This is a genomic window from Marinobacter sp. DS40M6 (assembly GCF_028581595.1).
In the GTDB taxonomy this organism is placed as follows: domain Bacteria; phylum Pseudomonadota; class Gammaproteobacteria; order Pseudomonadales; family Oleiphilaceae; genus Marinobacter; species Marinobacter salarius.
Genome location: NZ_JAFCAE010000001.1, coordinates 147641 through 165408, shown reverse-complemented (window position 1 = coordinate 165408; position 17768 = coordinate 147641). Strand labels below are relative to the sequence as shown.

Annotated in this window: 16 protein-coding genes; 8 read left to right on the top strand and 8 right to left on the bottom strand. The window is 58.8% G+C overall.

Features of this window, described 5'->3' with window-relative positions; genetic code table 11:
• The first annotated feature begins 283 nt into the window (after positions 1 to 283).
• On the top strand, positions 284 to 1609 hold the full coding sequence (locus tag JJO78_RS00795; protein ID WP_273622675.1) for a DEAD/DEAH box helicase: 1326 nt from the start codon (positions 284 to 286) through the stop codon (positions 1607 to 1609).
• A 53-nt stretch (positions 1610 to 1662) separates the two neighbouring features.
• Here JJO78_RS00795 and JJO78_RS00790 read toward each other — a convergent pair whose 3' ends face one another.
• Positions 1663 to 2151 carry a winged helix-turn-helix transcriptional regulator gene (locus JJO78_RS00790; protein WP_085678331.1) on the bottom strand — a complete coding sequence of 163 codons (489 nt, stop codon included), beginning with the start codon at positions 2149 to 2151 and terminating at the stop codon, positions 1663 to 1665.
• Between the two features lie 90 nt (positions 2152 to 2241).
• Between JJO78_RS00790 and JJO78_RS00785 the strand changes: the two genes are divergently transcribed.
• The 5 genes from JJO78_RS00785 (at position 2242) to JJO78_RS00765 (ending at position 6228) form a co-directional block, all read left to right on the top strand.
• Positions 2242 to 3354 carry an NADH:flavin oxidoreductase gene (locus tag JJO78_RS00785; protein ID WP_126810963.1) on the top strand — a complete coding sequence of 371 codons (1113 nt, stop codon included), beginning with the start codon at positions 2242 to 2244 and terminating at the stop codon, positions 3352 to 3354.
• 129 nt (positions 3355 to 3483) lie between these two features.
• A complete protein-coding gene (gene bamE / locus JJO78_RS00780; protein WP_041332932.1) occupies positions 3484 to 3795 on the top strand; it encodes an outer membrane protein assembly factor BamE domain-containing protein in 312 nt (103 codons plus the stop codon).
• A 25-nt stretch (positions 3796 to 3820) separates the two neighbouring features.
• Positions 3821 to 4414 carry an exopolysaccharide biosynthesis protein gene (locus JJO78_RS00775; RefSeq protein ID WP_075194639.1) on the top strand — a complete coding sequence of 198 codons (594 nt, stop codon included), beginning with the start codon at positions 3821 to 3823 and terminating at the stop codon, positions 4412 to 4414.
• A gap of 88 nt (positions 4415 to 4502) precedes the next feature.
• Positions 4503 to 5045: a hypothetical protein gene (locus tag JJO78_RS00770; protein ID WP_036211583.1), complete on the top strand. Its 543-nt coding sequence runs from the start codon at positions 4503 to 4505 to the stop codon at positions 5043 to 5045.
• A gap of 31 nt (positions 5046 to 5076) precedes the next feature.
• Positions 5077 to 6228 carry a patatin-like phospholipase family protein gene (locus tag JJO78_RS00765; protein WP_091644050.1) on the top strand — a complete coding sequence of 384 codons (1152 nt, stop codon included), beginning with the start codon at positions 5077 to 5079 and terminating at the stop codon, positions 6226 to 6228.
• Here JJO78_RS00765 and pntB read toward each other — a convergent pair.
• From pntB to JJO78_RS00750, 3 genes are all read right to left on the bottom strand, one after another.
• Entirely contained in the window at positions 6217 to 7608 is a 1392-nt protein-coding gene (gene pntB, locus JJO78_RS00760; protein WP_075194641.1) for a Re/Si-specific NAD(P)(+) transhydrogenase subunit beta, read from the bottom strand. The genes JJO78_RS00765 and pntB overlap by 12 nt on opposite strands.
• A gap of 12 nt (positions 7609 to 7620) precedes the next feature.
• Entirely contained in the window at positions 7621 to 9198 is a 1578-nt protein-coding gene (locus tag JJO78_RS00755) for a Re/Si-specific NAD(P)(+) transhydrogenase subunit alpha (RefSeq protein ID WP_273622674.1), read from the bottom strand.
• Between the two features lie 144 nt (positions 9199 to 9342).
• The gene (locus tag JJO78_RS00750; protein WP_041332933.1) at positions 9343 to 9975 is read right to left on the bottom strand and encodes a TetR family transcriptional regulator; all 633 of its coding nucleotides are present in this window, start codon (positions 9973 to 9975) and stop codon (positions 9343 to 9345) included.
• 318 nt (positions 9976 to 10293) lie between these two features.
• Between JJO78_RS00750 and JJO78_RS00745 the strand changes: the two genes are divergently transcribed.
• A complete protein-coding gene (locus tag JJO78_RS00745) occupies positions 10294 to 11868 on the top strand; it encodes a flavin-containing monooxygenase (protein ID WP_273622673.1) in 1575 nt (524 codons plus the stop codon).
• A 55-nt stretch (positions 11869 to 11923) separates the two neighbouring features.
• Positions 11924 to 12889 (top strand): threonine ammonia-lyase, encoded by a 966-nt coding sequence (locus JJO78_RS00740; protein ID WP_126810969.1) that lies wholly within the window; start codon positions 11924 to 11926, stop codon positions 12887 to 12889.
• 18 nt (positions 12890 to 12907) lie between these two features.
• Here the strand turns inward: JJO78_RS00740 and JJO78_RS00735 are convergent, their stop codons facing one another.
• From JJO78_RS00735 to JJO78_RS00720, 4 genes are all read right to left on the bottom strand, one after another.
• Positions 12908 to 13681, bottom strand: coding sequence for an SDR family oxidoreductase (locus JJO78_RS00735; protein ID WP_136634076.1), 774 nt, complete (start codon positions 13679 to 13681; stop codon positions 12908 to 12910).
• A 29-nt stretch (positions 13682 to 13710) separates the two neighbouring features.
• Positions 13711 to 14859 carry an acyl-CoA dehydrogenase family protein gene (locus tag JJO78_RS00730; protein WP_136634075.1) on the bottom strand — a complete coding sequence of 383 codons (1149 nt, stop codon included), beginning with the start codon at positions 14857 to 14859 and terminating at the stop codon, positions 13711 to 13713.
• 13 nt (positions 14860 to 14872) lie between these two features.
• The gene (locus JJO78_RS00725; protein WP_273622672.1) at positions 14873 to 16060 is read right to left on the bottom strand and encodes an acyl-CoA dehydrogenase family protein; all 1188 of its coding nucleotides are present in this window, start codon (positions 16058 to 16060) and stop codon (positions 14873 to 14875) included.
• 461 nt (positions 16061 to 16521) lie between these two features.
• Positions 16522 to 17703, bottom strand: coding sequence for an acetyl-CoA C-acyltransferase (locus JJO78_RS00720; RefSeq protein WP_273622671.1), 1182 nt, complete (start codon positions 17701 to 17703; stop codon positions 16522 to 16524).
• Positions 17704 to 17768 lie beyond the last annotated feature (65 nt).

Here is a 17768-nt window from a genome sequence, read left to right as displayed (position 1 = left end):
GTTATCCCCGACGGGGGACCACATCAAAGATCCCTTCCCGGTAAAGTTCCTTATAGCTATTCCCGAATCACTCTGTTAGTGTGCCCAGCATCCTGCCTCTAGGGATTTCCGCAATTCAAGGCTTCAAGCCCGTGCGAACCATCCATACGACCTGTCAGAGGACGTCACCCCGTTAACGGTGTGTGGCCGTAGTCGTCTTTTATTCCATGAATCTTCATGGCATCTGCCCGCATTCGCCGAGATCGGTGTTCGTGGAGGCAGACTAATCAAGAGTTGATCCACTATGAGTTTTTCTTCACTCGGTTTGTCCGAGCAACTGGTCCGTGCCACTGCCGACCAGGGTTACGAAACCCCATCACCCATCCAGGCCAAGGCCATCCCCGCCGTTTTATCCGGCAGGGATGTGATGGCGGCTGCCCAGACGGGTACCGGTAAAACCGCAGGGTTCACCCTGCCATTGCTGCAGCGCCTGGCGGAAAACCCCCGCACTGGCAAAGGCCCGCGTGTACTGATCCTGGCGCCTACCCGCGAGCTGGCGGCCCAGGTACATGACAGTGTGGCCCTTTACAGCCGATACATGCCGACCAAGTCCGCCGTGGTTTTTGGTGGCGTAAAAATCAATCCGCAGATGATGAAGCTGCGTAAGGGCCTGGACGTGCTGGTGGCCACACCCGGCCGTCTGATGGACCTGTATCAGCAGAATGCAGTTCGCTTCAACGAAGTGGAAATCCTGGTGCTGGACGAAGCCGACCGCATGCTGGACATGGGCTTTATCCGTGACATCCGCAAGATTCTTGCGCTGTTGCCCGCCAAGCGCCAGAACCTGTTGTTCTCCGCCACCTTCTCCAATGAAATCCGCACCCTGGCCGAAGGCCTTCTGGATAACCCGGTGCAGGTGGAAGTGGCAGCCCGAAACACTGCTGCGGAAAGCATCAAGCAGTCGGTCTATCCGGTTGATCAGAGCCAGAAAACCGCCTTGCTGAGCAAGCTCGTGCGAGACAATGGCTGGGAGCAGGTGCTGGTGTTCACCCGTACCAAACACGGTGCCAACCGCCTGACCCAGAAGCTGGAGCGTGACGGTATTACCGCTGCTGCGATCCATGGCAACAAGTCACAGGGTGCTCGTACCCGCGCCCTGGCTGATTTCAAACAGGGTGAAGTGCGTGTACTGGTCGCAACCGACATTGCAGCCCGTGGCCTGGACATCAAACAGCTGCCCCAGGTGGTGAACTTCGAATTGCCGAACGTGCCGGAAGACTACGTTCACCGCATTGGCCGTACTGGTCGTGCCGGTGAAAGCGGCCATGCACTGTCGCTGGTCAGCGCCGATGAGGGCAAGATGCTTGCCGGGATTGAGAGGCTGATCAAGAAGCAGTTGCCGCGCAAGTCTGTTGAAGGCTTCGAGCCCCAGAACAACCTGCCATTGAAGCCAAAAGCCAAGGCAGACCCCAGCCGGGCCCGTGGTCGCAGCGGTAACGGTGGTGGCAATGGTAAGCCCGGCGGAAATGGCCGTAGTTTTGGCGGCAAGCCGGGTGGTCGCAGTGGCGGCCGTAGCCAGAATGGCAACGGTGGTCAGGCAAGGCGCTCACCCCAGCGCGAAAACGCGTAGTCCTGCCTACTCCACAGAAAACGGGGCCCCAGGGCCCCGTTTTGGGTATTGGCTCAGGCTGACTTTTTGCCGTCCGGTGTCTTTTTCTCGACGCCGGTGTCGGCGCCTTCCGGCACAAACACATCACGTACGGTCAGCGGCTTGCCGTCGGCATCCTGAACTTCAACCGGTAAAATGGCACGCCCGGTTTCGCGGTCCCTCAGGTCCAGCGGTGTTTGATCTGGCGCCGGATTCCATTTGTCGCCCCACTGGCGAAGGGCGATCACAATCGGAAACAGGTCCCGGCCTTTTTCGGTCAGCCGGTACTCGAATCGTGAGCCGTGTTCGCCCACATCCACCTTCTTCAATACCTCGTTGTCCACCAGCCTCGCTAACCGGTCGCAGAGAATGTTGCGGGCAATACCCAGCTCTTGCTGGAAGTCCACAAAGCGGCGGGTGCCATACATCGCGTGCAGCACTACAAGCAGAGACCACCAGTCACCCACCTCGTTAAGGGCGCGGGCGACGGAGCAATTGGAGTCATCAAAACGTTTTCTGGCCATGTTTCGGAGTGTACCTAATAGGGTTGCATTTTAAAACCAGATTCAATATGGTTGCTTAAAGAAACCAGATTAGTAAGGTTGCGATCTACCATGAGCATGAATCTTGGCCCTTTGTTTGAACCCTTTGAACTCCACAACCTGACCCTGCGCAATCGCGTGGCGATGGCTCCGATGACCCGCAATTTCTCGCCGGGCAACGCCCCGAGCCAGGATGTGGTGGACTATTATCGCCGCCGCGCTGAAGGCGGTGTTGGTTTGCTGATTACCGAAGGCACTACAGTGAATCATCCTGGCGCCAACGGTTATCCGAATGTGCCGTTCTTTCATGGCGACACAGCTCTCGCCGGCTGGAAGGATGTGGTTGATGCGGTCCACGAGGCTGGCGGGGCCATTTTCCCGCAGTTGTGGCACGTGGGTGCCGTACGCAAGGAAGGCACCGAGCCGGACCCATCCGTACCCGGTTACAGCCCGTCCGGTCTGTTTTCACCGGGCAAACCCAACGGCAAGGCGATGAGCAAGGACGACATTGACGACGTCATCACGGCGTTTGCCGACGGTGCTCAGGATGCCAAAGCGCTGGGCTTTGACGGTGTGGAGATTCACGGCGCCCACGGTTATTTGCTGGATCAGTTCCTGTGGGAAGGCACCAACCAGCGTGATGACGAATACGGCGGCAGTATGGAGAACCGTCTGCGCTTCGTGGTTGAGATCGTTGAAGCTGTCCGCCATCGGGTAGGCCCGGACTTCCCCATCATGCTGCGTTTTTCCCAGTGGAAACAGCAGGATTATGAAGCGAAGCTGGTGAACACACCCGAGGAACTGGAGCAGTTTCTGAAACCGTTGGTGGATGCCGGTGTGGATATCTTCCACGCCTCCACGCGCCGCTTCTGGGAGCCCGAATTCGAAGGCTCTGACCTGAACCTGGCAGGGTGGACTCAGAAACTGTCTGGCAAGCCGACCATGTCCGTTGGCAGTGTGGGCCTGACGGAGGACTTCATCAGCGGTACTTTCGCCAGTAAGAAGGAAGCGGTGGAGCAGTCTGGTATCGACGAGCTGGTTGAGCGCATGAACAACGGCGAGTTCGAATTGATCGCCGTTGGCCGTGCATTGCTACAGGACCCGGAATGGCTGGTAAAAGTGAAGGATGGCCGCATTGGCGAGGTGGAGCCGTTCGCGAAGAAGTCGCTGGCAAAGCTCTACTGATCAGACAAGGCGTTGACGATAGGCCCCGGTGAAACACCGGGGCTTTTTTGTGTCTGTCCGGGCTGTAATTTAACCTGTTGCCGAAACCCGTATGATTGATGCTCTTGTTTTCAACTAAAGGGATACACCATGAAGTCTGTAACTTCTCTTTCAGCCATTGTCCTGCTTGCGTTGACGCTGGTTATGGCCGGCTGCGCCACGGTCGGCCAGGACTTTGCCACCCATAACGTTGACCAGATCGAGATCGGTGATACCACCCGCGCCGATATCCAGGAGATGTTTGGTGAGCCCTGGCGCACCGGTATCGAGGATGGCAAGCGCACCTGGACCTACGGCAAGTATCGCTGGTCTGCTTTCGGTGACGCCGAGACAACGGACCTGGTGGTGCGATTCAACGAAGATGGCACAGTGTCTTCCTACGTCTACAACACCACCAAGTAACGATCAGATTTCCGGAGGCTGGTGAATGGATGACCAGGGTGATCCGGCGGATATCGAACAGTTACTGGACCGGATAGAAGCAGGGGCCGCTGGTCGTTCTCACGTTTCCATCGGTGAAATGATGGATGCAGTCGGGCGCCGGACCTTTGGGCCGCTGGTGCTTCTGGTTGGCCTTATTCTGGTGACGCCCCTCAGTGGCGTGCCGGGAATGCCGACCCTGTTGGGCCTGCTCACACTGCTGACGTTGGGGCAGGTTCTGTTGGGTCGGACCCAGTTCTGGCTGCCCAGCTTGTTGCTCCGGCGTCAGGTTCCCCGCCAGAAGCTTGTACAGGGGCTCCATTTACTGCGCCCGGCCGCACGGCGGATCGACCGCCTGATACGCCCAAGATTCACTTTCCTCGTCAAGGGTCCTGGCCTCTACGCCATGGCGCTTGCGTGCATGGTGATTGCGATCGTGATGCCGGCGACGGAGCTCGTGCCATTCAGTGCCAGTATTGCTGGCGTGGCGCTGATGACATTCGGCCTTGCGATGATTTCGAAAGATGGTCTCCTTGCCGTGCTTGCCTGGGGTGTTTCGCTGGCGGGGCCGGTGATGTTGGTGCGAACCATCGGCAGCTGAATAAGGCCAGATTACGTAAAATCGGGGGTTATGAACTAAATTGTCAGTAGAAGAACGCCTCATTCACAGGCGAAAGAGGAGAAACACCATGATACGTTTATTCTATCTGGTATCTTCGATTGACAGTGCAAAAGAAATCTCCGACGACCTTCACGAGCACGACGTCACTGACTGGCGCTTCCACATTGTCAGCAAGGACGAGGCCGGCCTCTACACTCACCAGTTACACACCGCGTCCATCCTGGACCGAACGGATCTGCCCAGGTACGTGGAGCGCGGCGCCATAGCCGGCTTTGTGCTGGCGCTGGCCTTCCTTGTACCGTTGGCCTTGCTGGAAGTTCTGAACATGCCGGCGGCCGCCTGGATCGCCCTGTTTATCTTTGTGGTGGTAGCGGGCGCCTGGGTTGGTGGCTTTGGTGGTATCCAGAGTGAAAACTACCGTATCGAGCCGTTCCATCATGATATTGAGGCAGGGAAGTACCTGATCATGGTGGATGCCCCGAAGGACCACATTCCCAAGGTCAAGGAACTGATGGCGAAGAACCACCCCGAGGCCAAGTTGCAGGGCAAGGATTCCAGCATTAACAATCCGTTTGCCGGCCGGCGTCGGCATAAGATCAAACAGGCCTGATGCGAGGCACTGTTCAAAACGGAATGGCTTCATGACAAAGAACGGTGTCATTCTCACCGGCGGTGGCGCGCGGGCGGCGTATCAGGTCGGCGTGCTTCGCGCTATCGCTGACATGTATCCGGACTGGAACCACCCGTTCAATGTCATTATCGGTACCTCGGCCGGGGCGATCAATGCCATGGCCCTTGCCGGTAACCGGGGGCTGTTTCGCCACAGTATTGATCATCTCGATAAAGTCTGGTCGGAACTGACCATGGACCGGGTATTCCGGGCGGATACCTTTAGCCTGATGCGCAGCTTCAGCGCCATCGCCCGCAAGATGATCAGTCGCCCCATTGAGAGCGGGCCGGTTTCCTTTCTGGATAATTCGCCACTGCGGGAATTGCTGGAGCGGGAGATCGACCTGCAGAGCATTCGGCAAACCATTCAGGAGGGCCACATCGACGCTGTGGGCCTGAATGCCTGCGGTTACGCGACTGGCCAGAATGTGTGTTTCTTTGAAGGGGCTGAAGGGCTGCAAGGCTGGTCGATCGGACAGCGTGGCGGCACCCGCACAGAGCTGGCAGTGGACCACATCATGGCGTCTGCGGCTATTCCCACTCTGTTTGCGCCGGTGAAGATCAACCGCGAGTACTTTGGTGATGGCGTGACCCGCCAGATGGCCCACATCAGTCCGGCATTGCGACTGGGTGCACGCAAGGTGCTGGTGATCGGGGTTAGTGCCAACGCGATGTGCCCGTCCAGGCGCCCGGAAAAACCCGGTATGCCAACGCTGACTCAGGTACTGGCCCACGTGTTCAACGGCATGTTCCTGGATACGCTGGACTACGACATCGATCGATCACGGTTGATCAACCAGTTGCTGGAACTGATCCCCGAGAAGAAACTGAAGGAATCCGGGCTGGACCTGAACCCGGTGGATATTCTGGAAATTTCCCCTTCCGAGCCCATCAACGAAATCGCCATGAAATACATTGACGCCATGCCGCTGGTGTTGCGACGGTTGACCGGTGCTTCGGACAACGCGCCTTTTTCCAGCGCCAATCTCGCCAGCTTCCTGCTGTTCGACAAACGCTTCTGTCGCGATTTGATTGAGCTGGGCTACCGGGACGGCCAGAGCCAGTCCCGGCAGATTGAGCGGTTTTTTGAGAAGGAATCCGGGGCTGAAGAATCAGCCCCTTAACCCACCAACCAGCTTGTCGATGCTTTCCTTGGCATCGCCAAACAGCATGCGGGTGTTGTCTTTGAAGAACAGCGGGTTTTCCACGCCTGAATAACCCGTGGCCATGCCCCGCTTGAGGACAACCACCTGGCGCGCTTTCCACACCTCAAGCACCGGCATACCGGCAATCGGGCTGCCCGGGTCTTCGGCGGCGGCCGGGTTTACGGTGTCGTTGGCACCGATAACCAGCACCACATCGGTACTTGGGAAATCGTCGTTGATTTCGTCCATTTCCAGCACGATGTCATAGGGCACATGGGCCTCGGCGAGCAGCACGTTCATGTGTCCGGGCAGTCGACCCGCCACAGGGTGAATGCCGAAACGCACGTTGACGCCACGGTCCCGCAGGATTTTCGTCATTTCGCTGACGCCGTTCTGGGCCTGCGCCACAGCCATGCCGTAACCCGGCACGATAATCACTGAATCGGCATTGCGCAGTTCCTCGCACACATCATCCGCGGAGGACTCATAGACAGACTGGTCAGTATCGGCCGCGCTTGAGCTGCTGCTGGTCTGGCCGAAGCCGCCCAGGATGACGCTGATAAACGACCGGTTCATAGCCTTGCACATGATGTAGCTGAGGATGGCACCGCTGCTGCCTACCAGGGCACCCACCACAATCAGCAGGTCATTACCCAGCATGAACCCGATAGAGGCCGCCGCCCAACCGGAGTAGCTGTTGAGCATGGACACCACTACCGGCATGTCGGCGCCGCCGATGGCCATGATCAGGTGAATGCCGAGCACTGAGGCGATGACCGTCATGATGACAAGGGAAATCAGCCCAAGCGCCATGCTGTCGGTACCGAGGAACCAGGCACCCAGCAATACGCAGGCAATGATGGCCACCAGGTTCATCAGGTGTCGGCCCGGCAGGGTCAGGGCTTTGCTGTCGATGCGGCCATCCAGTTTGCCGCAGGCCACCAGCGACCCGGTGAAGGTCACGGCGCCGATAAAGATACCGACAAACACTTCCACCAGCTTGATGGTGTGTTCGGCACCCGTGGTGGCTACCAGGGGCTCGATATAGCCTGAGAAACCGACCAATACCGCCGCCAGGCCCACAAAACTGTGCAGCAAGGCAACCAGTTGCGGCATCTGGGTCATTTCCACCTTGTTGGCGATGGGGATACCAATACCGGCGCCCAGCAGCACCGCAATCACGATCGCGATAACACCACCGTCCACGCTGGCCAGGGTGGCGCCAACAGCGATGATGATGCCGGCGACACCATAAAGGTTCCCGCGCCGGGCGGATTCCTGATGGCTAAGGCCACCCAGGCTGAGGATAAAACAGATACTTGCGACCACGTAGGCCACGCTCACCAATCCTGTGCTCATATCGGGCGCCTCCTACTTGCGAAACATTTTGAGCATGCGATGGGTGACCCGGAAGCCGCCCCCCACGTTGATGCTGGCAATCAGCACCGCGAAAAAGGCCATGATGCCAACGGCCAGATTCTCCGCCTGGGCCAGGTGGAGAATGGCACCGATCACAATGATGCCGCTGATGGCGTTGGTCACGCTCATCAGAGGCGTATGCAGGGACGGCGTCACGTTCCAGATAACCTGCCAGCCGATAAAGCAGGACAGGACAAACACCGTGAAGTGCTGCAGGAAGCTTTCCGGCGCATGGGCACCAACCCCGTAGAGCGCCAGGGCCGTGACCAGCAGCAGCGCGCCCTTGCCAAACTGGCTGCGGCGTTTGGCGTCTTGCCTCGCGGCCTCCTTGTCGGCAGCCGTGGGTTCTTCAGTGCCGGGCGCCGGCTTGGGGCTGACCGGCGCTTCCGGTTGAGGTGGTGGCCAGGTAACGTCGTTCTCCCGCACCACCGTCAGGCCACGGATCACATCGTCTTCCATGTTGACCTGGGGCTGGCCGTCTTTCTCTGGTGTCAGTTCAGTGATCAGGTGTACCAGGTTAGTGGCATAGAGATCGCTGGCCACCTTGGCCATACGGCTGGGCAGATCGGTGTAGCCAATCAGCGTTACGCCATGATGGTGAGCGACCTTGCCGGGCTCCGTCAGCTCGCAGTTGCCCCCGCGTTCCGACGCCAGATCGACAATCACACTGCCGGGTTTCATGGATTTCACCATATCGGCGGTGATCAGCTTGGGCGCAGGCTTGCCGGGAATCAGGGCAGTGGTGATGATGATATCCACCTCTTCGGCCTGTTCCGCGAACAGCGCCATCTCCGCCTTGATGAACTCGTCGCTCATCTGCTTGGCGTAGCCGCCGCCACCGCTGCCGTCCTCGTCGTCGAAATCCAGCACCAGGAACTCGGCGCCCATGCTTTCAACCTGTTCTTTCACTTCCAGACGGGTATCAAACGCCCGCACAATGGCGCCCATGCTGTTCGCGGCGCCGATCGCGGCAAGGCCTGCGACGCCGGCCCCGATTACCATGATTTTCGCCGGTGGTACCTTGCCAGCCGCCGTCACCTGGCCGGTAAAGAACCGCCCGAAGTTATTGGCCGCCTCAATCACCGCGCGGTAGCCGGCAATATTGGCCATGGCGCTCAAGGCGTCCATCTTCTGGGCACGACTGATGCGGGGCAGGCTATCGATGGCGAAGGAAGTAATCTTTTTGGCCGCCAGTTTCTCCAGCAGCTCGGGATTCTGCGCTGGCCACAGGTAGCTGACCAGGAACGCCCCTTCCTTCATCAGATCCACTTCGTGTTTCTTGAGCGAAGGGTTTTTCATCGGCGCACGGACCTTGAGGATAAAATCCGCGTCCTGCCAAAGCGATTTGGTGTCCGCCGCAATGGTAGCGCCCACTTTTTCGTAGGCGTCGTCCGTGTAATTCGCGGCCTCACCCGCACCGGCTTCGACCATCACGTCATAGCCAAGGCCTATCAGCTTATGCACCGAGGGCGGCGTTGCCGCTACCCGTCGTTCATCCTCGAAAATCTCCCTGGGGATACCGATCTTCATTGTAAGTACGTCCTCCGGAATGACCGATTCACTGAAAATCTCGGTTTTTACTTATAGGTAGACGCTAACAGATTTACAAAGGTTTTCCTAAAAACGAACAAAGCGAAAAAACGGAAAGGTAAAACGAAAAAAATAATAAGCCCGTTAGAGGTCCTTCTCTAACAGTGCCTGTACCTCACTTTCGGCCAGCCCATCCAACATTGCCCCCCGAAACTGGCGGTTGATAAACCGCTCGGTTTCATGTTGGATCATTGCCCGCTGCGCCGGTTTCTCGATGTAATCCATTGCCCTGAAAAGGATATAGCGAATGGTCATGCGGGAGATCTCATGAATCGTCTCCGTCGGCACAGCACTGACCAGCCGCCGCTCGATAATATCCTCCGCCATCTCGCGCGCGCTGGCATCCAACTGCGCCTCAAGCGCCCTGCGCAACAAAGCCGACGGCCCGTGAAGCTCCCGCACCGCCACGGTCGTCGCTGCCGGATTGGCCAGGAAGTAGTGGTAAACAAACGTCACCGTATCGTGGGACGCCTGCTCCGACGACTCCGCCATCCGCCGCAACTCCCGCACGCCGGCCTTCATGTCCTCGGCAATGTACCCAAGTACCTGCAGACCGAACTCGTCCAGATTCTTGAAGTGCCGATAAAAAGTATTGGGATTCAGTCCGGCCTCACGGGCCAGTTCCCGGAGACCGAGAGATGTCAGGCTGCGGCTCTGGGTAATCAACCTGAGCGCCGCCTGAATCAGCTTCAGTTTTCCACCGGTAATCATGTTCATTGAGCATGCACCTAAAGTATGCGGACGAGTTGGGGGAGGGGGTTCCCGAAACTGTGCGGAGCCATGGATGGCGGAGCTCAAGCGCCACATGGATGTGCTCGAGCGTGTTTCGGAAAAGCCTTCCCAATTGCCCCAGCCCCCGAAGTTTGATCTGGGGGACAGTTAGTTATCAAACGAGGCCAAACAGCCAGATCCTGATGTTTGGAAGTATACAACTGTCTACTCTGTTGGGTATACATGTGTCTACCGCCAATCATCATGGCGAAACAGACAACAACAGGCAAGGCCAGAAGGCCAGCGAACAGCGAGGTGGAAAACATGAGTCAGACAGCAAAAATCGCCATCATCGGCACCGGATTCTCCGGCCTGGGCATGGGGATCAAACTCAAGGAAGCCGGATACGACAACTTCGTCATCCTCGAACAAAGCGACGACGTCGGCGGCACCTGGCACGAAAACCACTACCCCGGCTGTGCCTGCGACGTCCAATCCGCCCTCTACTCCTTCTCGTTCGAACAAAACCCCAATTGGACCCGCATGTTCGCCCAGCAGAAAGAAATCCAGGCCTACCTGCGAAGCTGCGCCGAAAAATACGACCTCATGAAACACGTGCGCTTGAACACCCACGTGGCGGGTGCCCGCTTTGACGAGAAAACCCAAAGCTGGACTGTCGAAACCTGCGACAGCCCCAAACTCTGGACCTACATGCAGGACAAGGGCCTGAACCCCGGCGACAAACTCAACCGCAAAGACAAGGGCCTGCCCAAATTCAGCACCTTCAAGGCGGATGTTGTGGTTTCCGGCATGGGCGGCCTTAGCACCCCGGCATACCCCAACATCAAAGGCATCGACACCTTCACCGGCAAAAGCTTCCACTCCCAGGACTGGGACCATGACTACGACTTCAAGGGCAAGCGCGTAGCGGTGATTGGCACCGGCGCCTCAGCCATTCAGTTCGTACCGGAAGTGGCCAAAGACGCAGCTCACCTCGACCTCTACCAGCGGACTCCACCATGGATCGTACCCAAGCCTGACCGCGAGATCCGCTCGCTGGAACGGATGATGTTCCGCAAGTTCCCGCAGACCCTGAACGCCTTTCGCCAGAGCATCTACTGGATGTTGGAAGCACGGGTACTGGGCTTTGTAGGCAATCCGCGAATCCTCAAAATCGGCGAATTACAGGCACGCCGCCATATCCGCAACCAGATCAAGGACAAGGAACTGCGCAGGAAAGTTACCCCGGATTTTCACTTCGGCTGCAAGCGGGTGCTGATTTCAAACAACTATTACCCGGCGCTGGCCCAGAATAACGTCGACGTGCTGACCGACGGCATCCGCGAAGTGCGCGGCAATATGATCGTGGATAACAACGGCCATGAGAGGGAAGTGGACTGCATCATTTATGGCACCGGCTTCAAGGCCCAGGACCCGATACCCGCAGGCATGGTACATGGCCGTGGCGGCCAGGACCTGCTGGATGCATGGAAAGGCGGTGCCGAAGCCTACAAGGGTAGCGCCATTGCCGGCTTCCCCAACTTCTTCATGCTCATGGGCCCCAATACCGGCCTCGGCCACAGCTCCATGGTCTATATGATCGAAAGCCAGATCCAGTATGTGCTGGATGCCCTGAAGAAAATGGACAAGCACGGCTGGAAGAGCGTGGAAGTGAAGGAAGACGCCCAAAGCCAATACAACGCCTCTATTCACGCCAAGCTCGGCGACTCCGTGTGGCAGACCGGCTGCAAGAGCTGGTATGTGAACGAGAACGGCAAGAACACCACGCTGTGGCCGGGCTTCACCTGGCAATTCCGCCAGCAGACGAAGCGGTTTGACGCGGGGCAGTATGTGTGTGAGCCAGAGGCTGTTGAAGCGGGCGAGGCTGTTGTGACTTGATCGCTGGCCCCAATGGGGCCATGGTTTGGTAATGGGAGCAAATGGAGCACGCACCATGACCAAACCAACCCTTCCTGACCTATCCCAAATTCAGGCAGCAGAGCAGCGCATTCGACCGAAGCTGGGCGAAACACCGCTCCTGACTGTGCCTGACCTGAACGCCGCAATCGGCCAGCCACTGGGTCTGAAATGCGAGAGTCTTCAGCGCACCGGCAGCTTCAAGGCCCGGGGTGCGTTGAACTGGTTGTTGACCGCCACGGAAGATGAACTCAAGGCTGGCCTAGTGACGGTGTCCGCCGGCAACCACGCCATCGCCCTGGCTTGGGCGGCGGCCATGCAGGATGTACCTCTCACCGTGGTGATGCCTGAGGGTTCCAGCCCGCTGAAGATTCGTCGCACCCGGGCGCTGGGTGCCGAGGTTATTGTGCACGGTAATATTCAGCAAGCGGTGGCCCGGTGCCACGAATTACGGGACAACAGCGGGTTAACATTGGTCCACCCTTATAACGACGTTCGAATTATGGCCGGGCAAGGCACCGTTGGCCTGGAATTGCTGCGCCAGCAGCCGGATGTGGATCGGATACTGTGCCCCATCGGAGGCGGCGGTTTGATTTCCGGGCTGGGGCTGGCCATTAAGGCACAAAAGCCGGAGGTGGAACTGATCGGCGTGGAGCCGGAAGGCGCGGCTACCATGTTCAACGCCTGGCAACTGCAGGACGCCAGTGCGAGTCTGGATTCGGTGGATACCTGGGCCGCCAGCCTGGCACCGGCAGTGGTCGGTGACTGCACCTATGCCGTGTCCCGTCAGGTGGTGGACCAGATCGTGACGGTTACCGAGTCGGCTATCCGGGAAGCCACACGTCGCCTGCTGACCGAAGCCAGGCTCTATGTAGAGCCTGGTGCCAGTGTCGGGCTGGCGGCGTTACTGGAAAACCAGGTTGCGCCTGATCCGGACAGGGCCACGGTTCTGATTATCACCGGTGGCAACCTGGATCCGGAACAGGTCAGTCAGTGCCTTTGACCGTCTGAATAGGCTGGCTTAGCTGACCAGCGTTCCGCCATCCACTGCCAGGCATTGCCCGGTAATGTGTCGTCCGGCTTCAGACGCCAGCAACACCGCAGCACCTTTCAGGTCTTCTTCACCACCAAAGCGCTTCAGCGGAATCCGCTCCAGCATCTTGTCGCCTTGTGCATCCAACAGTCCCTGAGACATCTTGGACGGGAAGAAGCCTGGACAAAGCGCGTTCACATTGATGTTGTAATGACCCCATTCGGACGCCAGTGCGCGGGTGAAGTTCACCATGGCGCCCTTGCTGGTGTTGTAGGCGATCGTCTGCATGCCCTCCGGGTTGCCGGATAGCCCGGCGATGGAGGCGATGTTGATCACCTTGCCGGTGTTGCGCGGGATCATGCAGCGCTTGCCGACGGTCTGGGTGAGGAAGAAGCTGGCGTTCACGTTCAGGTTCATCACCTTCATCCAGCCTTCGGGCGGATAGTCTTCCGCCGGGGCGCCCCAGGTGGCGCCGGCGTTGTTCACCAGAATGTCGATGTCGCCTAGCTGCTCGACCACCTGATCCACCACCTTGGGAATGCCTTCCAGATCGCCCAGGTCGGCGGCGATGGTCACCACCGTCACGCCCTGGCTTTCCAGGTGTTCTTTCGCCGCATCCAGCTCGTGCTGTTTGCGGGCGCTGATGGCGATTTTGGCGCCCAGTTCACCCAGCGCCTCGGCCATTTGCAGGCCAAGGCCACGGGAGCCGCCGGTGATGAAGGCGACTTTGCCGGACAGGTCCAGTAGTTGTTTTACGCTCATAGTCGATTCCTTGTTATCAGTCCGAAGGTTCAGGCGCTGGCGGCCAGCAGGCCGTCGCTGACTTGGGCCAGATGATGATCCGCGTCGCCGAACAGCAGGTTGATGGTGGTCAGCCGCTTGAACATGTGAGCGGCAAACATCTCGTCCGTCACGCCCATACCACCGTGCAGCTGCACACCTTCCTGTGCGACATAGCGGGCACCCTGGCCGACCAGGGTCTTGGCCATAGACAGCGCGTTGCGGCGCTGGGCCTGGTCGTCGGAATCGGCGGTGTTGGCCGCCAGAATCGCCATGGATTTGGATTGTTCCGTCTGAATGAACATATCTGCCATGCGGTGCTGCAATACCTGGAATTTGCCGATAGGTACACCGAATTGCTTGCGGGTTTTGATGTAGTCCAGCGTGGTTTCGTTCATGGCTTCCATGGCCCCCACGGCTTCGGCACAGACCGCCGCAATGCCCAGATCGGTGGCTTTCTCAATGTGCGGGAACGCCTGGTCCAGCTCACCCAGAAGATTGTCGGCGCTGACGGCGACATTGGAGAAACTGATGTCTGCGATGCGGTAGCCGTCATGGGCGGCGTAGTCGTCAATTTTCACGCCTTTGGCATTGGCATCGACGATGAACAGGGACAGTCCGGTCTCATCATTGGTGTTGCCGCTGGTGCGCGCAGAGACGACCAGTTGGTCCGCCTGGCCGCCATGGATGACTGCGGTTTTCTGGCCGCTGACCATGAAGTGGTCGCCGTCCTTGCGGGCAGTGGTCTGTACCTGGCTCAGGTTGTAGCGCGCGCCGGGTTCGTAATGTGCAAAGGCCATCTTGCGCTCGCCGGAAGCGATCGCCGTCAGGTACTCGTCTTTTTGGGAGTCGTTGCCCACATCACGAATCAGCCCGCCGGCCAGAACGACCGTAGCCAGATAGGGCTCAACCACCAGGCCGCGACCGAAGTTTTCCATCACCACCATGGTGTCGACGGCGTTGCCATCCAGACCGCCAAAGGCTTCGGGGAAGGTGAACGCCAGCAGGCCCATATCCGCCAGGGCGGCCCAGGTGTTCGGGTCGGTGCCATTGCCGGATTCGATGAAGGTGCTGCGCTTTTCAAAGCTGTACTCGTTGGTCACAAAGCGGCGCAACGAGTCGTTCAGCATTTGCTGTTCGTCGGTAAGATCGAAATTCATAAGATCGCCTCCTTTAAAGACCAAGCACGAGCTGGGCGATGATGTTGCGCTGGATCTCGTTGGACCCGCCAAAGATCGACAGCTTGCGCATGTTGAAGTAATCGCCGGCCGCCGGGGTGGCGTCAATGGATCCGGCACGGGGGCCGCTGTAGTCCAGTTCCAGGGCGTCCGGAATATGCGCGATGGCGTCCTGCCCGGTGGCTTCCATTAACAACTCAAACAGCTTCTGGCCGATTTCGGTGCCACGGATTTTCAGAATTGACGCCTGCGGGCCGGGGCCGCGTTTGTCGGTCAGGACCCGCAACACGGTCAGCTCCAGCGCGCGCAGTTCGATGTCCAGTTGCGCCAGACGATCGCGGAAGCGGGTGTTTTCGATCAGTGGGCGCTGGCCGTCCTGTTCCTCGTTGGCCACGACTTTCAGGCGCTTCATCAAGGCTTTCCACTGCCCGACGTTCGCCAGCCCGGTACGCTCGTGCCCAAGCAGGAACTTGGCGTAGGTCCAGCCCTGGTTCTCTTCGCCGATCAGGTTCTCGGCGGGCACTTTCACGTTATCGAAATAGACTTCGTTAATCTCGTGCTCGCCGTCCAGCATGATGATGGGCTTCACATCGATGCCGGGATCGTTCATGTCGATCAGCAGGAAGGAAATGCCCTGTTGCGGCTTGCCTTCGTTGCTGGTGCGCACCAGACAGAAGATCCAGTCGGCGTGCTGGCCCAATGTGGTCCAGGTTTTCTGGCCGTTGACGATGTAGTGATCGCCTTCGCGCTTTGCGGAACAACGCAGTGACGCCAGATCGGAACCGGAACCCGGCTCGGAATAGCCCTGACACCACCAGTCTTCGCCGCTGAGAATGCCCGGCAGAAAGCGTTGTTTCTGCTCGTCGTTGCCAAAGGTCATGATCACCGGGGCGACCATGCGCAGGCCGAAGTCTAGCTGGCGTGGCGCACCGGCGAGGGCACACTCTTCTTCAAAGATGATCTGTTCAATCGGGCTCCAGCCCGGGCCGCCGAATTCTTCCGGCCAGGTGGAGGCGCCCCAGCCTTTGTCATGCAGAATCTTCTGCCAGCGCTGGGTCATGTCTTTGTCGTGGCGCAGGCGTTTCTGAACGCGTTCGCGGATGTCGTCCGGGAGGTTGTCGTCCAGGAACTGGCGAACGTCGGCTCGGAAGGCCTCTTGCTCGGGTGTGTAATTTAGATCCATGTTGCACCTCTTGTCTGTTTGGCTGAGGTAGATGGTTTTAACTTGTGAGTGGCCTTTTGGTTTCTGATGCCGGGCCTATGTACTCGGGGGCGGCGCCGAATGGGTATCCCCTTTCAAAACACGCTCCTTCGGCCCATCCATGGGGCGCTTGGACTCCGCCATCCATGGCTCCGTACAGTTTTGAAAGGGGATACCCATCCGACGCTTCGACACTGTGCTTGCCTATTTTTGAGAACACTTTGCGGGGCACCGCACTGCGCTTAACGGTTGCACCTGTTCGCCTTCGCACACAGCTCTGGGTGGCCGTTGGGAGTGGGTGTCCAAAACCGTGCGGAGCCATGGATGGCGGAGCCCGAGCGTCACATGGACGTGCCGTAAGGAGCGTGTTTTGGACACCCACTCCCAACGGGCACTTCCACCCAAGATAAGGGCAATCGAGGCTTCAGGCAGCAACCAAAGCTTTAGGCAACCTCAAACAAGCCGGCAGCACCCATGCCAGTGCCTACGCACATGGTGACGACCACGTATTTGACGCCGCGGCGTTTACCTTCGATCAGAGCATGGCCGACCAGACGGGAGCCGGTGGTGCCGTAGGGGTGGCCTACGGCGATGGCGCCGCCGTTGACGTTCAGGCGGTCCATGGGAATGCCGAGTTTGCGCTGGCAATAGAGAACCTGAACGGCGAAGGCTTCATTCAGTTCCCACAGACCGATGTCGTCGACGGACAGGCCGGCGCGTTTGAGCAGTTTGGGAACCGCGAAGACCGGGCCGATGCCCATTTCGTCGGGTTCGCAACCAGCAACCGCGAAACCACGGAAGATGCCCAGCGGAGTGGCGCCGCGCTGTTCGGCCACTTTGCTGTCCATCAGCACGCAGGCAGAGGCGCCGTCGGAGAACTGGCTGGCGTTGCCGGCGGTGACCACGCCGCCTTCCATTGCTGAGCGGATCTTGCTGACGCCTTCCAGGTTGGTTCCCGGACGGATGCCTTCGTCCTGGCTGATGGTGACTTCCTGGCTGCTGAGCTGGCCGGTGGCTTTGTCAGCGACGCCCATGGTGGTGGTGATGGGCACGATTTCGTCATCGAACTTGCCGTCCTGGCGAGCCTGATCGGCCAGGTTCTGGCTGCGGACGCCGTATTCGTCCATGTCTTCTTTTTTGATGTCGTAGCGCTTGGCGACGGTTTCGGCGGTGTCCAGCATGGACCAGTAGAGCTCAGGCTTATTCTTCGCCAGCCAGGGTTCCATGAAGTAGTTCTGGTTCACGTTGGCCTGCACGGTGGAGATGGATTCCACGCCGCCGGCGACCATGACCGGTACTTTATCCACAGCAATGTGGTGCGCTGCCATGGCGATGGCCTGCAGGCCAGATGAACAGAAGCGGTTGATGGTGGCGCCGCCAACGGTGACGGGCAGGCCAGCACGGATGGCGCCCATGCGAGCGACGTCGTTACCAGTGGAGCCTTCCGGCAGGGCGCAGCCCATCAGCACGTCTTCGATCTCGTTGGGGTCGACCTTGGAGCGCTCGACCGCGTGCTGGATGGCGTGACCGGCCAAAGTTGCGCCGTGGGTCATGTTCAGGCCGCCGCGCCAGGATTTGGCCAGGGGCGTGCGGGCGGTGGATACGATGACAACATCATTAGACATAACAATTCTCCTTCGTTCGAAGCGCCTGTTTATCGATAAAGGGCAGGCGCCTCGAGGGTATTGGT